The sequence below is a fragment of the Sandaracinomonas limnophila genome (assembly GCF_004005965.1).
GTDB classification, from domain to species: Bacteria; Bacteroidota; Bacteroidia; order Cytophagales; family Spirosomataceae; genus Sandaracinomonas; species Sandaracinomonas limnophila.
In genome coordinates, this window is the sequence record NZ_SACY01000001.1 from 639658 (window position 1) to 662393 (window position 22736).

The following is a 22736-nucleotide window of genomic DNA, read 5'->3' on the forward strand; positions in this document are numbered from 1 at the left end:
TTAATATTATTTCATTAATCCATCTAATTCACTGTATTGAATTTGTGCAGGATAGTTAGCTTTAACTTTTGTCATCCAATCTTTTTCCAATTCAATTTGCAAATTCTTAATTATTGAGACTCTTGCCTCATCAAAACTTTTAACTCTTTCTGGTTCTTTTTTAGTTATTTCAATATAGATTTTACGAGTTCCGTCTTCTAAAATTTTACTTCCCAAATCAGGACTGCTATCAATAAATTTATTTTCACCTTCCAAAAAATACCCTTCTTTAACTTCCAATGCATTAGGCTTAACAGCATTGAAACGTTTTACAACATCTTCAAAAGAATAAGACATCAATTTAAAAGTTAATCGAGCATTCTTTGCTTTATCAGATTTTGATAAATTTACTAAAGCTGCTTCATCTTTCTCTATTAAATGAGTTGATAAAATACCTTTCGATTTCAAAGAATGAACCAAATAATTAATTCTCCCTTGGCTTAAAGTATCTTTTTCGGAAGCATCTTGGTGCCCCGATATTTCCAAGATATAGTCCTTATTTTTCGCCATCAAATTGGCTAAATCGCTTACCAACTTAGTTCCATTTGCCGTCATCTCAAGGCTTCCCAATTTGAAATTTATATCTGGATACCTCTTATTCATTGGATACGGAGCCTTTTTCAATAAAGCTAAAGCCTCATCTAATGTTTTTTGAGAATCTGCAGAAATATATTTTCCTAAAGTTCTAGAAGGCAATTTAAAATCTGCCAAATGTGCCTGATAATATTTAATTTGATTTAATGAATCCAAAGAAGGCTCATAAACCTCTTTATCTGTAATTTTAGAAAATAAAGTACCTTCCAGAAATTCCTGCATTTGTTCCTTAAAAGCTGGGTATTTAACCTCAAGATTTTGTTCCTCTGCCGCAAGTGTCAAATTTTCAACAAATTCATTGAAATAAATAGTTTCAGAAACACTTGGCAAATAACCTAAAGATTTCAATTTTCGCTTTTGTTGTGCTTGAATAAATTGATAAAAATCTTGAATTTGGTATTCCTTATTTCCAATAGAAAACAATTTAAATTTCAAATAATCTTCATCTCCAATTCGATCTCTTGAAAAACGTTCAAAAGCTACTTTTTTGTTTACGTCGTCAATTTTTAAATGATTTTCAGCAAATACTTTTTTCATAAAGGATTGGCGAATAATCTCTCCCCTTTCTTCATCACTCATCACCTTTTGTCGTATAAATTCTGCCATTTCTTCATAGGACAACAAAGGTTTTTTATCCAACAACTTAAATACTTGCCAGCCTAAATTGGTACGAATTGGTGCAGAAATATCTCCCAAACGCTGTAAACCGAATAATTTATCCTGCAATTCCTCACTTAAATCGGATGAAAAATACCATCTTCTTAATTCTCCACCTCGCCCTCTCGAATATGGATCATCTGAATAGGTTTTACAAATTTCTTCAAACGAATCTCCCTTTTTTAAATATTCTTCTACTTGTTCAATCTTTTTCTTGGCTTCAACTTGGATATTAGTAGCAGCATCTACTGCTGCTGAAGAAAGAATATGAGCCAAACGTATTTTACCAGAATTGGGTCTACTTTTCAATAATTTAATGATATGATAGCCGGTTTTCGTTCGAAAAGGCTTTGAAAATTCTCCTAAACCTAAAGAATAAACCATTGTCTCGAAAGGATATTGGGTTTGTAAAGCACTTATATAACCCAACATGCCTCCTTTAGGAGCAGTTTGTGAATCTTCCGAATATTTAGCAGCCATTTGAGAAAAATCCTCTCCCATTTTCAACTTTTTGTAAATATTCTCAATTTTTTGAAAAGCGATTAAAGTATCTCCAGGACTAGGATTAATCCCCAATTTCACTAAAATATGTGAAACTTGCTTTTCATCTTTCATGCGTTGGTAAGCTTCACGAACTAAAAACTCAACCTTATCATTATCAATCAAATAAGGACTTGCCAACTCTTTGCGAAAACTTTGATATTCTTCTTGAAAACCAGGAGATTGCATCAAACCAGATTGCTCAGCAGATAATATTTTATATTGATAATCTAGATAATCATTTAAGAATTTTGCCTTATTGTCTGGACGTATTGAATCACTTTCCACTAAACGTTTGTAATCTGAAGAAAAACGCTCCGCTGAAATCTTTTTAGGTCCTAATTGAATGGGATACTGCCCAAAAACTTGTAAGCCACTCAACATTAGTCCTAAAACGAATATCAAATGAACTATTTTATTAATCATATTAAAATCTTTCTCCTGTACCATTATCAAAATCCCTCAAAAATACGAAATTAAACTCACCTAATTACCTCTTTACTGATAATTTGATAATTTAAAACATAGTTAAAATTCGTTAATCCCTTTTTCAAATTGACAAAAATATCCTTTTTACTTCTTGTAAAATTAAATTTGGGCATGTCATTTTCTTTCCATTGAATTTCTGAAACACCAATTAAATCATTTCTATCATTTTTAGACAACCAATTTAACCCAAATCCTCCCACTCGAACACCCCACATAAACCAACCCAATGGATTTGAAACAGAACTCCATTCCATTAAGGTGATTGGTACCTGTACTAAAGTTACCACTTGATTGATTTGAGTTACCTTTTCATTAATCTTGGAATAATCATCCACTTCCCAAACAGAAATTTGTACACCCAAAAGTTGATTTTTCTTCACTTCCACTTCAGGAAATGACAAACTATCCAAATGTATCAAATCTCCTTTTTTTACCTCAATTAAAAATTTAGATTTATTGATTGTCCGAATCAATTTTCCTTTTTCAAAAACAGATATTGATGCATTAATTAACAATTCATCCCGAAAATTCAACTTTTCCTGAATTTCATTCACCTGCAAATCTCCTAATTTCAATTGAACTTTTTTTAAATACTCTGGTTCGCGATATAAACCAACATCCTGATTTTTCTTTAAAAAAACAACTTGGTTCAATTGTTTCTTTTGACAGGAAATGAAAGAAAACATAACTAAAATACTTAAAAAAATATTTTTCATTTTTGATTTAAAAATTGAACATTAGTTCAACAAATAGTACGTACTCAGTAGAGCTGAGCGCAATAATTAACAATTAACAATTAACAATTAACAATTAACAATTAACAATTAAATATCTGGTTCCTGCTGCGTCAAACAATGAAAACTCCCCTGCCCCCAGATAATTTGTTTGGCAGAAAGTCCTACAACAGGCCTATCGGTAAATAAACCCCTTAAAATATTCAGTGCGATTTCATCTTGCGGACAATCAAATATAGGAACCAAAACCCCTGCATTACAGATATAAAAATTGGCATAGGAACCTGGTGCTCTAAAATCGTCAATTACTACTGCATCGGGCATAGGTAATTCAACAATATTTAATGACTTACCGTTCAATAATTTCATTTCCTTTAATTCAGAAAGGTTTTTTTGTAGAACTTTGTAATTGTCATCACTCGGATTATTTTCAACAACTGCCACAACTGTATCTTCATTTACAAAACGAACCGTATCATCAATGTGTCCATCTGTATCATCCCCCACGATTCCATCTGAAACCCATAAAACCTGCTCAACTCCATAAAAATCTTTTAAATATTGCTCAATTTGAGCTTGATTTAAATGTGGATTTCTGTTAGGATTTAATAAACAAGACCTACTAGTTAAAACAGTGCCTTTTCCATTAAACTCAACCGAGCCACCTTCCATGACAATACCAGGACTCACCGAAGGCAATTTCAGAAATTGAGCAATTGCATTGGGTAAATCATTGTCATCATTGTACGGCGGATATTTACCTCCCCAAGCATTGTAACCCCAATCAACAATCAATTTTTCTTTATTCTCTCGGTCAATTAGGAATGCTGGCCCATGGTCTCTACACCAAGCATCGTTCGTTTTATGTCGATGAAATATAATTTGATTAGCATCTATCTCGTATTTGGTCAATTGAGATTGAATAAAAATCTCTAATTCTTCCGAATTAACATTAATGCATACCTTTTCACCTTTCGAAATCTCACGAATCAAAGCAAAATATTCTGGATACATTCCTTGCAATTTATCCCCTTGCCAAGAATGATCATTATGTGGAAAAGTAATCCAAGTGGCTTTATGTGGATGCCATTCTGCTGGAAAATAAAATTTTTTATTCGCTTGATTCATTACTTAGGTGTTCTACAATTAGGCGAAGGCCCTCAATTGTTATGTTCATATTTACTTCGTCAAAATATTCTTGTAAAGGTGTTAGAATGGAGGAAAGTCCACCCGTTGCAATGACCTTTAAATTTTGACCTTTTACTTCTTTCACTCGAAAAATCATTTCCTTGACCATCCCCACATAACCCCATAAAATACCCGATTGAATAGCTGAAACGGTATCTGTACCTAAAACCAATTCAGGCATTTCTAAGGGTACCTCGGGTAATTGTGCAGTTTGAGAAAACAAGGATTTAACAGCTGTTTTTAGTCCTGGTGCAATTGAAACTCCTTCAATTTCACCTTTTTCATTGACTAATGTAAATGTTAAAGCTGTTCCAAAATCTACAACTAAGACATTGGATTTGTACCTTAAATAACCGTAAACAGCATTTGCCACTAAATCGGTTCCTATTTCATCCTGGGCTATTAATTGGATCGGCAATCGCCTAAAATTATCATTACCAAGAATTATAATTTTTGTACCTAACCAATTTTCAATTCCTTTTTGTACTTGGGGTAAAATACCAGGCACCACCGAGGACAAAATCACCTTTTTAGGCATTTCATATCCTCTTTCTGCCCAACCTTTGGCTACCCAATCTTCAACCTTTTTGGCTGACCAAGGCTGATGGGTTCGAGTTCGAAATGTTTCAATCCAATCCGAATTTTTATAGACACCCAAAACAATGTCTGTGTTACCAATATCAATTACTAAGACCATTTTATGGTTTTTGGGGTAAATCTTTTGCTAAACCAGCTGATAAAATTGGAAATCTCAACCACGATTTCGGGTCTAAACTATAATCATCTACATGAAAACCAGGAGCATAACGCTCCCGTTTCCACTGATTTCTTGACCAAAGTTTAAAATATCGATCGGCAAATTCCCACAATTTAGTTACAGAAAATTTATCTGAATAAGCTACTTTCAATTCATCAAATACAATTTCAGGAGAATTTTTGTTCCTAAATGCTGATTTCTCAATGAAATTAAGAATTGGATAAGGCATTAAATCTTCTTCATCTACCTGTTTGGTATCTAATGGTCTCAATTCTGCGCTAGGTTCTAATGCATTTACAAATTTGAGAGAAGGCAACTTTAAATCTAAACCAAGTCCCTCCTTTTCCATCCATTTTAGCCATTCTCTAATAAAACTTTTATCAATTCCAGCTATAGGTGAAATTGAACCAGAGGTATCTCCATCCATCGTCGCATAACCAACACTTGCCTCAGAACGATTAGAAGTTGCCAATAAAAGCCCATTCTGAATATTTGCCAACATCCATGCAGACGGGGCTCGAACGCGCGCCTGAACATTTTGCAAGGTAATATCGTCTTGTTGCCAAGTTAATTCTCTACCAATTGCACTTTCAATTAACATTCTATACTGCGCAACAATTTCATCAATTTCTATCTCAAAATGTGTACTTCCTACATTAGCGGCTAATTGTTTTGCTGAATTCCGCGTATTTGCTGAAGAATTTTTAGTCCCTTGATAAACCGTAGTTAAGGCCTTTTGAAGTACTTCGTTCGTATTTTGACAAGTTTGAATACCCGTAAAATAGCCCAAAGATTTTTTCAAACCGTCTAAACCCAAATCCCTTTCTGCCAGTTTTATAGCCAAATAACATAAAGACGCAATGGCTGAACTATCAGCACCACCCGATAACGACAAAACCCAGCCATTGGAATAGGATTTTCGCATATAATCCCAAAGTCCTAAGGCGATTACTTTGGCAAATTCTTCCTGTTTCTGTAATTCCTCAGTATCCGTATTTGTTTCAACTGGTGAAAATTTGTTTAAGTTAAAATCGATAGAAAGTACACCATCACACTCCAAATTATATGAAGATGATATTTGAAATTGTTGAGAAATAATGGCAAATTCCTGAAACGAAAACCGTCTCATTTCTTTCAAAACCCTCCCATTTTGACACAAATAAGCATCTCCGTCAAAAATAGTTCTTCCAGATTCATTGCCTAAAAGATTGGAGAATACATAAATCCCTTGTACAATTTCTGAACCTTTACGCGAAATTTCCCTTCTAATACTATTTTTTCCAAAACTGAAATGAGAGGCAGACCCATTGCAGACTATTTGTACTCCTCGTTTAGCTAATTGATAAGCCGGACGATTTTCCTCCTCCCATGCATCTTGACAAATTTCAATACCCAGGCGGATCCCAGAAAAATCAACTACATAATCTCCAAAAGGAACCGAAGTCCCACCTAAATCAACAAAATCCCGTATTCCTGAAGGCCATGGTGTAAACCAACGAGCTTCATAATGCACACCATCATTGGCTAAAAATTGTTTGGGTATAAGGGCTAAAATTTCTTTTTGAAATAATATGGCTGTTGCATTGAATAATTTTCCTTTCCACCATATAGGCAAACCCACTAAAACCAATTGATTTTGAACTTGCTCCTTTAACTTTAACAAAGATTCAATGGATTTTTCAGAAACAAAAGTTCCTAAAAACTGATCTTCACAACCATATCCACTTAAACAAAGTTCTGGAAAATTAACAATATCGTGTGATTCTATTTCCTTTAAGGCTTTTTGAATACGCAATAGATTTCCATCCCAATCCAAAGGGATTTGGTTTAAAGTAACAGCAGCAATGGAAACAAAAGACATTTTATCTTGGTTTTGAAGCAGGTTTACTTGGCTTTTTAAATTTATACCAAGGATTTTTCACAGCTGGCTGATTAGGACCAGCAGCAATTGGACTTTTGCGAATGTGTTTGTAACGAGGAGTATACATCCAAGAAAACGCTGCTCTAGGTCTAAAGTACTGCTCACCATGCCGATGCTCTACTTGAACTCGACAAGATTCTCGTGGACAACGAGCTGACCAACAAGATGTGATTCCAAAAAGGAAAACAACCAAAAAACCTAAATTAAAAATTCTGTTTTTCAAAACCTGAAACAAATCAAATTAAATTACAAGAATCTAAACGAATTCTTCCTTTTTATATTTCGTACAAAGGGTTAATTTTGCAAAAAATCAATTTGTGGAAAAAACCTTCAAAGATATAAAAATCCCTTCAGAAACCTTTGCAATTACCTATCCCTTGATGGAATCTTTTTACACAATACAGGGAGAAGGCCAGTTTCAAGGACATGCTGCGTATTTTTTACGTTTAGGAGGTTGTGATGTGGGTTGCCATTGGTGCGACGTTAAAGAAAGTTGGCCCATAGATACCCATCCACAAGTTACCATTCATCAAATGTTGGAGGACATCAAAAACACTCCGACCCAAATTGTTGTGATAACCGGAGGAGAACCTCTTATGCACAATTTAGATCCATTAACTGAAGTTTTACAAGCTGCAGGTTACAGAACACATATTGAAACATCGGGAGTTGGTGAATTTACAGGGTATTGGGATTGGATTTGTTTCTCCCCTAAAAAATTCAAAAAACCAAACTCTGAAATTTTCCCTAAAGTCGATGAATTAAAATTAGTAGTTTTTCATCCTTCTGACATTGAATGGGTACAGCAATTTGTAAGTCAAATGCCAACAAATTGTAAATTATTAGTACAGCCAGAATGGTCAAAAAGAGATGACATAAGTCCAATTCTAGTGGATTTCGTTAAAAATAATCCACAATGGAATATTTCCATTCAAACCCACAAATACTTACAAATTCCGTAAAATGATAAAACTTTTCATTCTTGGAAGTTTTTTTTCATTTAGCGATTCAACAAAAATCGCACAAAAAACAGACATTACATCCTTAAACACATTCCACTCACAATATTTCCCACAATATAATAAAGCAAAAAACGAAATTTACTTTACGCTTCGAAAAAACAAGGGAGATCGCGAAGATTTATTTGTTTCTAAAGTTGTGCAAGGCGTCGCCTTGCAGGCATCTCCAGTCGAACAAATAAATACAAATTTTTTAAACGAAGGCACCTGTTCCTTTAGTGATAATGGAAATACGATGATTTTTTCAGCATGTGATTATCCAAACTCTAAAGGAGGATGTGATTTATATGAAAGTAATTGGGTCAATAATCAATGGACACCTGCCAAAAACCTTGGATTTTTCATTAATTCAAGAGAATGGGATGGGCAACCTCATTTGACCAATCAAGGCAAAACCATTTATTTTTCTTCTGAAAGAGAAGGTGGATTTGGCAATCGAGATCTTTGGGTTAGTGAAAAGGACGCAAATGGAGCTTGGGGTTTACCTAAAAACCTCGGACCCGAAATCAACACCAAATTAAATGAAATAGGCCCCTATTTTTTAGCTTCAAAAAACATTTTACTTTTTTCAAGTGATCGGAAAGAAGGAAAAGGCAAACTCGATTTTTACCAAAGTTTAAGGGAAAATGGAAAATGGTCTAATTCAAAGAATTTAAAATTAATTAATTCCAAAGAAGATAATGCAGGAATTTGTGAAGGAGTTTTACCCAATGAGTTTTTTATAACAGAAAGTAATTCTTTCAATAACCCATCTGAGAGTATTTATTCAATTATTTTACCAGATTCTCTTTGGTTGCAATCCGAACAAAAATCAATTTTAGAATCACCTAAACCTGAAAAAGTTCAATTTAAAGACCTTTCCTTTTCCGATGTATTATTTGCAAATAATAGATGGGAATTACCTCTTCCGATACCTAAAAGTTTAAAACTTTTGTCTCAATTCCTTCATGAAAATCCTGAAATAAAAATAACTATTGAAGGACATTCCGATGAAACAGGAAATGCCAAAAACAATCTAATTCTTTCTCAAAAAAGAGCTGATGAAGTAAAATGGTATTTATTAAAACAAGGTCATTCTACGAATAAAATATCAACCATTGGTTTTGGTAATATGAAACCAAAATCGAAAAACCACAAGGAAAACAGGAGAATTGAGATTAGAATTGAAAATTAAGAATTAAAAATTTATCAGATTACTTTTATATAATTCTAGTAAATTACAGGGGGCCACCCTGGCGGGGTAAGGGGAATGCATTTCCCCAACAAAAAAAATATTAAAATTACTATCAACAAATTGATAAAAACACTTACTAATAACAATTTATAACTTTCCAGTTTTAATTAGATAATTTTTCAATGAATCCGTCATATCCTCTTTATATATCGGACGTATGAGTACCTCAGAAATTCCATGGCGTAAAATACCTAATTCTTTGGCTGCAGCGTAAGATATATCAATCATACGTGAACGTTTATGTGGACCACGATCATTAATACGAACAAAAGTAATACGATCTGTTTTGGTAGATTTTACCTCAACCCATGTTCCCATAGCCAAGGTTCTGTGTGCGGCGGTAAAGGCCCTAGGATTGTGCTTTTCTCCACTAGAGGTTCTCCTTCCCTTTAGTTTTTTACTATAATAAGATGCCTTACCAGAATGCCAATGAAGATCTGATTTTGATTCAAAAACACTTAAAGTAAGTGAAAGAAATACAAGTAGAAACCAGAAAAAATACTTTTTTGTTAAAAACATAAGGGCAAAGGTAGCCCTATTTTTTCAAAAAAAGACAATTTTAGTTGAAAGGTAAAAGGTATGAAGTATAAAAGATTGCTTTAAAAACACACCTTACACCTTACACCTTATACCTTATACCTTATACCTTATACCTATCTATTCGCAATCTCCACAAATGCTCTCTCAGTAGCACCCGTATAGATTTGACGAGGACGTCCGATTGGCTCTTTATTAGCTCTCATTTCCTTCCACTGAGCAATCCAACCTGGTAAACGACCAATGGCAAACATTACAGTAAACATATTGGTTGGGATACCTAAAGCACGATAAATGATTCCTGAATAAAAGTCAACGTTAGGATACAACTTACGAGCAACAAAATACTCATCATTCAAGGCTGCTTGCTCCAAATGAGAAGCAATTCCTAACACTGGATCATTAACGCCTAAAGCAGATAATACATCATCTGCAGCTTTTTTAATGATTTTAGCACGAGGATCAAAGTTTTTGTACACACGGTGTCCAAATCCCATCAAACGGAAGCCAGAGTTTTTATCCTTTGCCATCGCGATGTATTTTTCAGTATCACCACCATCTGCCTTAATCGCCTCTAACATTTCAATAACCTCTTGGTTAGCACCACCATGTAATGGTCCCCAAAGTGCATTGATACCTGCAGAAATAGAAGCATACAAACTAGCATGCGAAGAACCTACCAAACGAACTGTTGAGGTAGAACAGTTTTGCTCGTGGTCGGCATGTAAGATTAATAATTTATTTAAAGCTTTAGAAACGATTGGATCTACTTGATAAGAAGAACCAGGAGTTTTGAACATTAATTGCAAGAAATCAGAACAATAATCTAAAGAAGTATCTGCTTGATTGATACCTTCTCCAATTGATTTTTTATACCACCATGTTGCCATAATAGGCAATTGGGCAATTAAGCGCAGAATGCTTTTCTCAGGATCTTCGTTGCCATCTACATCATAAAATGCCGACATAGAACCCACCAATGCTGCGATTTCGCACATAGGATGACCTTCTTTGGGGAATGCATTGGATACCTTCACAATGGAATCATTTACAACTGCCTCCGCTTTGATAGCATTAGCAAATGAATCTAATTGAATTTGTGTAGGCAATTCACCATTGATTAATAAATAGGCAACTTCTAAAAAGGTAGCTTTGTCTGCTAATTCCTCGATTGAATAACCTCTGTAACGCAAAATACCCTCCTCTCCATCTAGGAAAGTTATGGCACTTTTGGTTGCCCCAGTGTTTTTAAAACCTGGATCATACGTTACATATCCTGATAAGTCACGAAGTTTTGCAATGTCAATTGCTTTTTCGTTTTCAGAACCTGATAATGTAGGAAGTTCAAATGTTTTACCATCTACATTAATAATTGCGTTTTGCGACATAATTGTTTAAATTATACTTAATCGAAACTATGATTTTGTATAAACAGTTTGGCACTGTTTTCAAAATTCAATCTACTAAGATACTACGGAATTTTGAAACCTTGCTTACCTTTATGAATCCAAAATAAAATAATTTAATATTTTCAACTTTTTCTAAAAAAAGTTCAATAAAATTTGGCTAAATGAACAACTTAAAGCAAAAAATTTCTACTTACTCCTATACTTCCAAAGATAGATTTCTACGTTATGTCCAAATTGATACGCAATCGGACCCAAATGCATCTTGTTTTCCGAGTACCGAAAAACAAAAGAATCTAGGTCGAATTTTAGTTGAAGAATTGCAAGCCCTAGGAATTGCAAATGCCCACATGGATGAGTTTGGATATGTTTACGCTTTTTTGCCATCAAATCAATCAAAAAAAATCCCCGGTATCTTTTTTTGTTCTCACATGGACACCTCACCTGATTGCTCTGGGGAAGGAGTAAAACCCATCGTACATCTAAATTACCAGGGTCAAGACCTTGTCTTACCCGATGATCCTACGGTCATTATTAAATTAGCTGAACATTCGGATTTAGCAGAACAGATAGGTAATGACATCATTACAGCATCAGGAAAAACACTTCTAGGAGCAGACAACAAAGCTGGACTTGCGGAAATTATGGATGCCGTGGCTTTTTGGCAGCAACATCCTGAGGTACCACATGGAGACATAACCGTAGTATTTACTCCTGATGAAGAAGTAGGTAGAGGAACAGAGCATATTAATTTATCCAATATCAAAGCTGAATTTGGATATACTTTAGATGGTGAAAAACGTGGCCACTTAGAAAATGAAACATTTTCTGCCGATGGAGCAGTTTTGACAATTCATGGTGTTTCTCAGCATCCTGGATTTGCTAAAAACCGTATGGAATCTGCTATCAAAATTGCAGCAGATATCGTTGCTAATCTTCCAAAGAATTATCTTTCGCCTGAATCAACAGAAGAAATGGAAGGATTTATCCACCCTGTTGAAATTTCCGGTTCCGTGGAAGAAGCCAAAATAGAATTTATCTTACGCGATTTTGATAAAAATCAATTAATTAAACAAGGTGAATTGATTCAAGAAATAACTCAAAAAGTATTGAAAAGCTATCCAAAATCAAGTTTTACCTATGTTCAAACTGAGCAATATCGAAACATGAATGAGGTTTTAAAAGATCGACCAGAAATCACCCAACTGGCTTTAGATGCTATGAAAATAGCTGGATTAAACCCTGAACTAAAAAGCATTCGCGGAGGAACAGACGGCTCTCGATTGACCTTCATGGGACTTCCCTGCCCCAACATCTTCGCCGGAGAACATGCCTTTCATTCCAAACAAGAATGGGTAAGTGTGCAGGATATGGAAAAGGCGGTAGAGGTTATATTGAGAATTGCAATTCAATGTGTTAGTTGAAAATTGAAAGTGGAAAGTTGAAAGTTACATTTATTTATTCACATTTTTCAACTTTCCACTTTCAATTTTCAACTTAAATCTACTCCCACTCTATCGTAGCTGGTGGCTTCGATGAAATATCATACACCACACGGTTCACGCCTTTCACTTTATTAATAATTTCGTTGGAGATTTTACCTAAGAAATCATAAGGTAAATGACACCAGTCGGCTGTCATGCCGTCTAAGGAAGTTACAGCACGCAATGCTACGACTTTTTCGTAGGTACGCTCATCACCCATTACACCAACAGATTGTACTGGTAAAAGAATTGCACCAGCTTGCCAAACTTGGTCATAAAGTCCTTCCGATTTTAAACCATTGATAAAAATAGCATCCACTTTTTGTAAAATATCAACTTTTTCAGCCGTAATATCACCTAAAATACGGATAGCTAATCCTGGTCCTGGAAATGGATGACGACCCAATATCTTTTGATCAATACCTAATGTCTTTCCAACCAAACGAACTTCGTCTTTAAACAAAGTATTTAATGGTTCAACCACTTTCAATTTCATAAAATCTGGCAATCCACCCACGTTGTGGTGCGATTTAATTGTTGCCGAAGGCCCTTTTACAGATACCGATTCAATCACATCCGGATAAATCGTTCCTTGTCCTAACCACTTCACTCCTTCAATCAAATGTGCTTCGTGATCAAACACATCAATAAAGGTTTTTCCAATTGCCTTACGCTTTGATTCTGGATCAGATAAACCAGCCAAGGCATCATAAAAACGTTTTTTAGAATCAACCCCTTTCACATTCAAACCCATACTCTTGTAGGATTCTAAAACCTCCTCAAATTCGCCTTTTCGCAATAAACCATTGTCAACAAAAATACAATAAAGATTTTGACCTATGGCCTTGTGTAATAAAACTGCAGCCACAGAACTATCCACTCCACCGGAAAGTCCCAACACAACTTTATCATTTCCAATTTTCTTTTTCAAATCGGCAACTGTCGTTTCAACAAATGAATCAGAAGTCCAAGAAGCTGAACATCCACACACACCAACCACAAAGTTTTTCAAAATCTGCTTTCCTTCTGTGCTATGCGTTACTTCGGGGTGAAATTGAATACCAAAAACGGGTTTAGAAGGATTGGCAAAAGCCGCCACACGAACTGATTCAGTTGATCCAATTACTTCATATTCAGCAGGCAATTCCATAATGGTATCACCATGCGACATCCAAACCTGAGAATTTGCGGAAACGTCTTGAAATAAAATACTATTTCTGACACTCTTTAAATGGGCGCGACCATATTCCCTATGCTGGGAAGCCTCCACGGATCCACCACCTAAATAGGCCAATAATTGAGCACCGTAACAAATACCTAAAATAGGCAAATCCCCAAAAGCAGCTAAATTAATTCGTGGAGAATCCTCTTCACGAACAGAACAAGGAGAACCCGAAAGGATTATTCCCTTTACCGACTCATCAATTTCTGGAATATGATTGTAAGGATGAATTTCACAATATACTTGCAATTCACGTACGCGACGTGCTATTAATTGAGTTACTTGAGAACCGAAATCGAGAATAATAATTTTTTCTGCCATTGTAGCTTTTGTCAAAAATAAACGGCAAAGGTCGTAAATTTCAGGCAATTTTTATCAAAAAAATCCAAAAAACTATTTGTAAAGTAGGTATTTTTTTCTCAATACCAAATAGGATTTCAAATCTTTCTCCCAAGAGGCTTCAATCTCCTTTTCTGAAATATTTTGTAATAATTGTAAGCGCAATTGATCTGTTCCAGCCAATTTATCAAAAAATGATGGTGAGGTAAAAAACTTGTCGCCTTGATTAATTTTATTAAAAAACTCAATTAAATATTTCAAGGAAAATCCTTCTTGGAGTGCTAAATCATTTCTAAAATCATAGCCATAGCACAATTGGTTCTTCATCACAGGATCCATGGCACCCGGTTTAGGCAGAGGCGTAAATTCATAATTTCCAATTTTAGTAGCTGGAGTTCCTATAACCTGAAAAGGCAATTCGGTTCCCCTGCCAACGCTCACTAAAGTTGGTTCAAACAAACAAATAGAGGGATACAAGGCGATGGAAACATCATTTGGCAAATTTGGTGAAGGAGCAACTTCAAGATGAACCTTACTTTTTCGTTTATAATTTGAGACAGGAATTACCGTCAATTGACATTTCATACCATTATTTAACCAACCTTCCCCATTAATCATTTGAGCTAATTCTCCGGAAGTACATCCATAAATTAAAGGAATAGGATTCATACCCACAAAGGAAGAAAATTTACGATTCAAGACAGGACCTGCTACTTCGTTTGCATGTGGGTTTGCCCGATCCAAAACCAATAATGGGATCTTATTTTCAGCACAGGCCTCCATCACCAAATGTAAAGTTGAGCTATAGGTATAAAATCGAACTCCAATATCTTGTATATCAAAAATTAGGTAATCCAAACCAGCTAAATCCTCTTTACTAGGCTTATTATGTTTTCCGTATAATGAAATGATAGGCAGTTTTGTAGATGCATCTATTTCATTTTCCAAATGACTCCCAGCATCTGCCTTTCCACGAAATCCATGTTCTGGTCCAAATATTTTTGTAACCTGTACACCACGAGAAAGTAGCGTATCTAACAAATGTTTTTTGCCAACCATAGAAGTTTGATTGACCACCAAACCTACTTTTTTATCCTTAATAATAGGCAAATAGCTTTCAAAATGAGCGGCAGCCGGCAAAAAAGTCTTATATTTTTGGGCAAAAATTGCTGTAGATAATCCGAGGAAAATCACAATCATTTGGAGGTATCGAAGCATCCTATTTACTTTGCGGTTTAGAGTAAGATTTCAAATATCGGGTATTTTCAGATTTTCTCCACAGTCTTATGAACTTTTCTTTGTTTGTAGCCAAAAAAATTCGCCATACGGAACAGGCCTCCTTTTCTCGAACGGTGACTTATGTTGGAATAGGAACAATAGGCTTAGGAGTTTCAATTATTTTAATATCATTTGCCATTTTATTTGGTTTCAAACAAGCAATCATTGACAAGATTAGTGGATTTTATGGAGATTATAAAATCTCAAAAGTATCTGAAAATCATAGCCAAAGTGCCTCCTTTATACAAGTTCCCCCAAATTGGGAATCTAGTATTTTACAAAATCAAGAAATTAAATTTCTGCATAAAATTGTCCAAACTCCGGGATTGGTAGTTGGTAAAAAATCGCTTAGTGGTATTATCATCAAAGGAACTCAATCAAAAGAATTTTTGAGCACCATTTTACCACAACATTTGTTAGGTGGAAGGTCCAAATTTTTAACAAAATCTTCTATAATTATATCAAAGACAATTGCAGAAAAATGTCAAGTCAAAGTTGGCGACAAATTGATTTTATATTATTTACAGGCAGCCAATCGACCCCGAAAAGTTACCGTTCAGGCCATTTTTGAAACGGGCTTAGAGGAAATAGACCAATACACTGTCTTTTGTGATATAGGTTGGGTGAAGGAAATGATTCAAGTCCCAGCAAATTTATATACATCTGTTGAAGTGCATACTAAGGAGCACCAAACAGACATTTACCAAAAATTAGAAAAATCATTACCAGAAACCGTCAAAGTTGAAAGCATTCAAGAATTGGACCCTGCCATTTTTGATTGGCTAGGAATGCTCGACAGAAACATTGTAATTTTAATCACATTGCTTTTGGTTGTAGCTGGATTCAACATCATTGCAACCTTATGGGTATTGATTATGGAACGTATTCCGATGATTGGCCTACTCAAGTCCATGGGTGCCAGCAATACACAAATAAGACGAATATTTTGGTGGAATGGCATGTTCATTCTTATCTGGGGACTTATTATTGGTAATTTATTTGCACTCGTATTTTGTTATTTACAAGGCGAATATCATTTGATTCCCTTAGATCCAAGTACTTATTACATGAATTCCGTACCAATTGCTTGGTCCTCCCAATCGTGGCTTCTTACAAACATAGGCACTATCGCCTTAGTGGCTGTATTTTTAAGTATTCCTACGCTTTATATTCAAAAGATTAGTCCGCTGGAGGCGATTAGGTTTAGGGAGTAAATTAGTGAGCAAGTGAGCCTGTGAGCCAGTGAGCAGAGTGACCCAGTGTTCCTATGATTTAATTAGAAAAATTGTCACAAAAAGTTTACAAATCAAAAGCAATAATTTTACATAATTATTATGACAATTTTTACTAAAAAATTTAGTCTCCTTCTTTTTGAAGGGGGGGGAGGTGAAGGTAAAATATCACATCACAAAATCATCTATCATTGGGAAATAATTCGTTGGAACAAACATTATTGTTAGAAAAAGCAACGGAATTTATCAAAGACACTCATAAATCACTGGCTCACTTTGCTCACTGGCTCACTTTGCTCATTGGCTCACTTTGCTCACTCACATACTAGCTAACTGTCTCCCCAGCTTCCACCACAGCAATAGCCACCATATTCACAATTTCTCTTACTGAAGCACCTAATTGCAATACGTGTACTGGTTTTTTGAGTCCGAGTAAAATCGGACCAATGTATTCAATATTGGCAGCTTCTTTCAATAAATTATAGGCAATATTAGCGGCCGATAAATTAGGAAATATCAAAGTATTAGCCGTTTCATTACCTAATTGAGCAAACGGATAATTCTGTTGTCTTAATTCTTTATCAAATGCCAAATGCGCCTGCATCTCTCCTTCTATTAACCAATTAGGAAATTTCTCTTGCAAAATTCGTGTGGCTTCACGCATTTTAACTGAGTCTTCCCCATCGGCAGAGCCAAAATTGGAATAACTTAATAAGGCAATGCGTGGTTTAATGTTAAATTGTTCCACCGACTTCGCCGTCAATTCGGTAATTTCTACAATATCCTCAACACTTGGATCAAAATTGATGGTAGTATCAGAAAAGAACAAGGGACCTTTATCACTTAACAACAAATACATTCCGGCTACTTTTTTGACGCCGGGTTTCTTTCCGATGATTTGCAGTGCAGGACGAATCGCGTCCGGATAATTTTTGGTCAAACCAGAAATAACACCATCCGCCATTTTGGTTTCAAGCATCATCGAGGCAAAATAATTGCTTTTACGCACTTCCTTGTCTGCTTCCCAACGCGTGGTGCCCCTACGCTTCCTTTTCTCGTAATACAATTCACCAAATTTCTTCAATAAGTCAGCGTTTTCAGGGGCACGCAAATCCATAATCTGCGCGCCTGTTAAATCAATATGATGCTCGTCTGCAATAGCTTCAATATTGGCTCTTCTTCCCAATAAAATAGGTTTGGCAATCCCTTCATCCATTACCTCACGTACGGCCTTCAACACTTTCAAATTCTCGGCATCAGCAAACACAATCCGTTTGGGATTACTTTTCGCACGTTTCATGATGAATTTCATCACTTGATTGTCTAATCCCAATCGTTTTGCTAATTGCAATTCATACGCCTCCCAATTTTTAATGGGTGCTGCTGCAACTCCAGAATCCATGGCTGCTTTGGCAACTGCCATCGAAACGGTAGTTATTAATCGCGGATCCATGGGTTTTGGAATGATGTATTCTGGACCAAAACTTAAATTCTTTTCATTATAGGCCAAATTCACAATATCAGGAACTGGCTTTTTTGCCAACTCTGCTAAGGCTTTTGCAGCAGCCAATTTCATAGCTTCGTTAATTTCCCTCGCACGAACATCCAAGGCACCTCTAAAAATAAATGGAAAGCCCAATACATTATTCACTTGGTTCGGGTAATCGGATCTACCCGTGGCCATAATTATATCCTCACGCACTGAAACTGCCACATCATAGGCAATTTCAGGGGTTGGATTAGCCATTGCAAAAACAATTGGATGCGCTGCCATAGAGGCAATCATTTCTTTAGATAATATATTACCAACTGATAAACCCAAAAACACATCGGCTCCAACCATCGCTTCAGCAAGCGTTGATTTTTTAGTTGCCACACAAGCGAGAGGTTTTAGGTATGGATTTAAATCAGTTCGAGCTTCGGAAACCAAACCATCTTTATCAAAAATGGTAAAATTTTCAATCTTTGCACCTAACTGTAGATATAATTTGATACAAGAAATGGCCGCCGCTCCCGCGCCGGATATCACAAATTTGACCTTGGTAATATCCTTTTTGACTAGCTCCAAGGCATTAATCAAAGCAGCAGAGGAAATAATTGCTGTACCATGCTGGTCATCGTGCATGATTGGTATTTTCAATCTTTGCTTCAATTTTTCTTCAATTTCAAAGCATTCGGGTGATTTGATATCTTCCAAATTAATACCGCCAAAAGTAGGCTCTAAACGAACCACCGTTTCTACAAATGAATCTGGGTCGGTACAGTTCAATTCTAAATCAAATACATCAATATCTGCAAAAATCTTAAACAAGACTCCTTTGCCCTCCATCACAGGCTTACTTGCCTCAGCACCAATATTTCCTAATCCTAAAACAGCTGTGCCATTTGAAATAACACCTACTAAATTACCCTTAGCAGTGTAATCATATACCTTCTCTACATTTTCGGCAATTTCAAGACATGGTTCGGCAACTCCTGGAGAATAAGCTAAAGATAAATCTCGTTGTGTAGCAGTAGATTTGGTGGGTTTAACTTCAATTTTACCTGGTTTTCCAGACGAATGATATTCTAATGCATCTTGTTTTAATATGTTAGATACGGACATTTTTTATAATTTGTTGATGTTTATTCTTTCTTAAATTCATTTTCGTGTTTTGCCAACCATACGGTTGCCACTCCATTTCCAATAATATTAGTAATGGCTCTAGCTTCCGACATAAAACGATCTACACCCAAAAGTAAAGCCAATCCTTCCATCGGAATGACCTGTAAGGCTGAAATAGTAGATGCCAAGACCACAAAACCACTTCCTGTAACTCCTGCAGCCCCTTTTGAGGTTATCATTAAAACGCCCAAAATAGTTACCATTTGTCCCATGGTCAAATCAATTCCATACACCTGCGCCAAAAACAAGATGGCCATGGACAAATAAATACTTGTGCCATCTAAGTTAAAAGAATATCCGGCAGGAACCACCAAACCAACAACTGATTTTGAGCATCCCATTTTTTCCAATTTATGCATAAGGGAAGGTAATCCAGCTTCGGAAGAGGAAGTCCCCAATACAATCAATATTTCTGCTTTGATGTAATTCAAAAAACTAGAAATACGTTCTCCACAAGTACGTAAAATAAGTCCCAAGACCACGAAAACAAAAATTCCCATGGTTGCATAAACTGAAATCATCAATTTACCGAGCGGAATCAATGAATGGATGCCAAATTTTCCAATCGTGAATGCCATTCCCCCCAAAGCACCTAGGGGTGCTAAAATCATAACCCCATGCAATCCTTTAAAAATCCATTGTAAGGCCTGATTCATTCCCGCCACCATACGTGCTTTTGCTCTTACCTGATTTAAAAATATGCCAAAAAAGATTGAAAAAAATAAGACTTGAATGGTGAAATTTTCTTTGAAAAATCCTAACCAATTAAAACTTGCAGCTTTTGCTGTGTATTTTGAAATATCTCCACCTGCTACTTCTGAACGGATGACTCCAACTCCAGGTTCTAAGATATGCGAAACTAAAATCCCAATCAATAAAGCAAAAGTGGTCACTATTTCAAAATATAAAACAGCTTTGCCTCCCACTCTTCCAACTTTCTTTAAATTGCCCATGTTAACAATCCCAAGGCTGATCGTCAAGAAAATAATTGGGTTGATAAATAATTTCACTAAACTGATAAAAACACCTGAAAAAACTTCCGAAACGCTTGGTCCAACCGCTAACTCCGCCCCTAAAAATGAATAAGTGAATTTTTCTTCAAACACTTTAAAAAGTGCCCAATCCTTATGAAAATGACCTATAAATACCCCAATAACAACACATAATAGTACATAAAATGTCAGATTGTGTGTAATATTTAGTTTTTTCATACGTTAATGTTAGATTGTTTAAAACAAATGTACAGATTAAATCCTGATTTTAGGTTTGGGAAAGTAGGAAGATTTACCGAATTTTGTAGGCTGTGGAACTGAATACAGTTTGGTTCTGTTAAAGATTAGGAACAAAATTAAAAAATGGCAGAAAAAATAAAATGCTTGATTATCGGCTCTGGTCCTGCGGGATTCACAGCTGCAATTTATGCTTCAAGAGCAGGTTTAGAACCTATTTTATATCAAGGTGCACAACCGGGTGGACAATTAACAACAACTACAGAAGTTGATAATTTCCCTGGCTATCCGCATGGAGTTGATGGTCCAACGATGATGGTTGATTTAGAAAATCAGGCCAAAAGATTTGGAACTGATGTAAGAACAGGAATGGCTACCAAGGTAGATTTTACGAGTTCTCCCAAAAAAGTTTGGATTGACGAATCCTATGAAATAGAAGCCGATGCAGTAATTATTGCTACCGGTGCTTCAGCCAAATGGTTGGGCTTAGAAGGAGAAAAAACTTTTAATGGTTTAGGAGTTTCAGCTTGTGCAGTTTGTGATGGTTTCTTTTATCGCAACCAAACAGTAGCAGTTGTAGGCGCTGGGGATACTGCTGCTGAAGAGGCCTCTTATTTGGCCAATTTATGTGAAAAAGTACATTTAATTGTTCGCAGAGATGAAATGCGTGCCTCATTGATCATGCAGGAGCGTGTAAAAAATAATCCCAAAATTGAAATTCATTGGAACACTGAAACCGAAGAAATTTTGGGTGATGCAAGTGGAGTTACAGGCATTCGAATCAAAAATAATAAATCAGGCGAAACAAGCGAATTAGCCTTAACTGGATTTTTCGTTGCCATTGGTCACCAACCAAACACCGCTATTTTCAGAGGACAATTGGAAATGGATGCTCAAGAGTATTTAATCACTGAAAAAGGTAGTTCAAAAACAAATGTAGAAGGAGTATTCGCTTGTGGGGATGTTCAAGATACAATTTATAGACAAGCAATTACTGCTGCAGGTAGTGGTTGTATGGCAGCTTTAGATGCAGAAAGATGGTTGGCTGCAACAGGATTACATTAAAAATTTATGAAATATATAATTTTATTTTTTAGCATTTTTTCAATCCTATTCGCAAACAATTCCTTTGCGCAGGAGAAAAATTTGTTCAAAAAAAGCACAAAAATTGAAAGCAAACCCAATACCCCCTCTGTAAATAAACGGGAGGAATTAGATGAGCTACCACCTCTACAGTTTAGAAATGAGACAACTGAAACCTCAGGAAAAATTGCTGGATCTGAAATGGAGGAAAGAAAATTTGAACCCATAAAAATTGTCAATAATTCTATCAGTAATTTTGATACAACTTCAATTGATGAAGGCGAGAATTTAGTCGTAGAAATTGAAGAAGAAGCTGCCCCAGAAGGTACTGAAGAATTTGTAACTGTTGCCTCCTATTATTCAATTTGGGATACTAAAAATATTGACCCCTACGATATTGATGCAAAGGATTTTGACGAACCAGTGGATATTGAATTATACAATATTCCTGCTGGCAAAAATTGGGCAAATCCTTTGGCAAACGTAAAATTGACTAGTCCTTTTGGTCCACGTTGGGGCCGTTTACATGCGGGTGTAGACCTGGATTTAGAAACGGGTTATCCTGTTTATTCCACCTTTGATGGAATAGTTCGAGTCAATGGATTTGATTACGGTGGATATGGAAATTACATGGTTGTAAGACATTATAACGGACTAGAAACCCTTTATGGCCATCTATCCAAAAAAAGTTTGGAATCTGGAGCTATAGTAAAAGCTGGAGATGAAATTGGTTTAGGTGGAAATACGGGTAGAAGTACAGGATCTCACTTACATTATGAAACTCGATTTGAAGGAAATCCATTCAATCCAATGTATGTATTTGATTTTGGCAAAGCAGAACCTGTTTCTGATCATATTGTATTAACAGCAAGAACGTTTGATCGCCGTTCTTTGGGACTTCGTAACGAGTTTGGTGCATCTGGTGAAAAAATCAAAAGTCGTAGAAAATATTGGTACAAAGTTCGCTCTGGTGATTCCCTGTACACAATTGCCCAAAAAGCTGGAATTTCTGCAAGTAGATTAGCTAGAATAAATGGATTAAAACTTAGTTCCACCATTCGATCGGGCAGAAGATTAAGATTAAGATAA

The 22736-nt window shown here is 35.7% G+C and carries 18 protein-coding genes; 6 read left to right on the top strand and 12 right to left on the bottom strand.

The features are described from left to right. Positions 1–6: 6 nt before the first annotated feature. From EOJ36_RS02800 to EOJ36_RS02825, 6 genes are all read right to left on the bottom strand, one after another. Positions 7–2256 (bottom strand): peptidylprolyl isomerase, encoded by a 2250-nt coding sequence (locus tag EOJ36_RS02800; RefSeq protein ID WP_164847820.1) that lies wholly within the window; start codon positions 2254–2256, stop codon positions 7–9. Between the two features lie 56 nt (positions 2257–2312). Next, a complete protein-coding gene (locus EOJ36_RS02805) occupies positions 2313–3035 on the bottom strand; it encodes a hypothetical protein (protein ID WP_127802497.1) in 723 nt (240 codons plus the stop codon). Positions 3036–3143: 108 nt separating this feature from the next. Further along, positions 3144–4181, bottom strand: a complete 1038-nt coding sequence (locus EOJ36_RS02810; RefSeq protein WP_127802498.1) for an agmatine deiminase family protein — start codon at positions 4179–4181, stop codon at positions 3144–3146. Next, positions 4165–4938, bottom strand: a complete 774-nt coding sequence (locus tag EOJ36_RS02815; RefSeq protein ID WP_127802499.1) for a type III pantothenate kinase — start codon at positions 4936–4938, stop codon at positions 4165–4167. The genes EOJ36_RS02810 and EOJ36_RS02815 overlap by 17 nt, the downstream gene beginning before the upstream one ends. Before the next feature lies 1 nt (position 4939). Beyond that, positions 4940–6859, bottom strand: a complete 1920-nt coding sequence (gene nadE / locus EOJ36_RS02820; RefSeq protein WP_127802500.1) for an NAD(+) synthase — start codon at positions 6857–6859, stop codon at positions 4940–4942. Position 6860: 1 nt separating this feature from the next. Continuing rightward, positions 6861–7142, bottom strand: a complete 282-nt coding sequence (locus EOJ36_RS02825) for a hypothetical protein (protein WP_127802501.1) — start codon at positions 7140–7142, stop codon at positions 6861–6863. Positions 7143–7236: 94 nt separating this feature from the next. Here EOJ36_RS02825 and EOJ36_RS02830 point away from each other — a divergent pair, with 94 nt between their 5' ends. Both EOJ36_RS02830 and EOJ36_RS02835 read left to right on the top strand, forming a co-directional pair. After that, positions 7237–7881 (top strand): 7-carboxy-7-deazaguanine synthase QueE, encoded by a 645-nt coding sequence (locus tag EOJ36_RS02830; protein ID WP_317125891.1) that lies wholly within the window; start codon positions 7237–7239, stop codon positions 7879–7881. Between the two features lies 1 nt (position 7882). Continuing rightward, positions 7883–9112 carry an OmpA family protein gene (locus EOJ36_RS02835; RefSeq protein ID WP_127802502.1) on the top strand — a complete coding sequence of 410 codons (1230 nt, stop codon included), beginning with the start codon at positions 7883–7885 and terminating at the stop codon, positions 9110–9112. Positions 9113–9259: 147 nt separating this feature from the next. On the opposite strand, the gene EOJ36_RS02840 is transcribed toward EOJ36_RS02835, so the two are convergent. Both EOJ36_RS02840 and EOJ36_RS02845 read right to left on the bottom strand, forming a co-directional pair. After that, positions 9260–9691 (bottom strand): septal ring lytic transglycosylase RlpA family protein, encoded by a 432-nt coding sequence (locus EOJ36_RS02840; RefSeq protein WP_127802503.1) that lies wholly within the window; start codon positions 9689–9691, stop codon positions 9260–9262. Between the two features lie 134 nt (positions 9692–9825). Next, positions 9826–11097 carry a citrate synthase gene (locus EOJ36_RS02845; protein WP_127802504.1) on the bottom strand — a complete coding sequence of 424 codons (1272 nt, stop codon included), beginning with the start codon at positions 11095–11097 and terminating at the stop codon, positions 9826–9828. 182 nt (positions 11098–11279) lie between these two features. Between EOJ36_RS02845 and pepT the strand changes: the two genes are divergently transcribed. Next, on the top strand, positions 11280–12539 hold the full coding sequence (gene pepT, locus EOJ36_RS02850; RefSeq protein ID WP_127802505.1) for a peptidase T: 1260 nt from the start codon (positions 11280–11282) through the stop codon (positions 12537–12539). A gap of 79 nt (positions 12540–12618) precedes the next feature. Here pepT and guaA read toward each other — a convergent pair whose 3' ends face one another. Both guaA and EOJ36_RS02860 read right to left on the bottom strand, forming a co-directional pair. Beyond that, positions 12619–14142, bottom strand: a complete 1524-nt coding sequence (gene guaA / locus EOJ36_RS02855; protein ID WP_127802506.1) for a glutamine-hydrolyzing GMP synthase — start codon at positions 14140–14142, stop codon at positions 12619–12621. Between the two features lie 72 nt (positions 14143–14214). Beyond that, positions 14215–15378, bottom strand: coding sequence for an exo-beta-N-acetylmuramidase NamZ family protein (locus EOJ36_RS02860; protein ID WP_127802507.1), 1164 nt, complete (start codon positions 15376–15378; stop codon positions 14215–14217). Between the two features lie 68 nt (positions 15379–15446). Between EOJ36_RS02860 and EOJ36_RS02865 the strand changes: the two genes are divergently transcribed. Beyond that, complete coding sequence (locus EOJ36_RS02865) at positions 15447–16652, top strand: ABC transporter permease (RefSeq protein WP_127802508.1); 1206 nt, start codon at positions 15447–15449, stop codon at positions 16650–16652. A 343-nt stretch (positions 16653–16995) separates the two neighbouring features. On the opposite strand, the gene EOJ36_RS02870 is transcribed toward EOJ36_RS02865, so the two are convergent. Together EOJ36_RS02870 and EOJ36_RS02875 are read right to left on the bottom strand one after the other, a co-directional pair. Beyond that, on the bottom strand, positions 16996–19275 hold the full coding sequence (locus EOJ36_RS02870; protein ID WP_127802509.1) for an NADP-dependent malic enzyme: 2280 nt from the start codon (positions 19273–19275) through the stop codon (positions 16996–16998). A 20-nt stretch (positions 19276–19295) separates the two neighbouring features. Then, positions 19296–20546, bottom strand: a complete 1251-nt coding sequence (locus tag EOJ36_RS02875) for a cation:dicarboxylate symporter family transporter (protein ID WP_127802510.1) — start codon at positions 20544–20546, stop codon at positions 19296–19298. A 144-nt stretch (positions 20547–20690) separates the two neighbouring features. On the opposite strand from EOJ36_RS02875, the gene trxB reads away from it, so the two are divergent. Beyond that, a complete protein-coding gene (gene trxB, locus EOJ36_RS02880) occupies positions 20691–21629 on the top strand; it encodes a thioredoxin-disulfide reductase (RefSeq protein ID WP_127802511.1) in 939 nt (312 codons plus the stop codon). Between the two features lie 6 nt (positions 21630–21635). Further along, a complete protein-coding gene (locus EOJ36_RS02885; RefSeq protein WP_127802512.1) occupies positions 21636–22736 on the top strand; it encodes a peptidoglycan DD-metalloendopeptidase family protein in 1101 nt (366 codons plus the stop codon).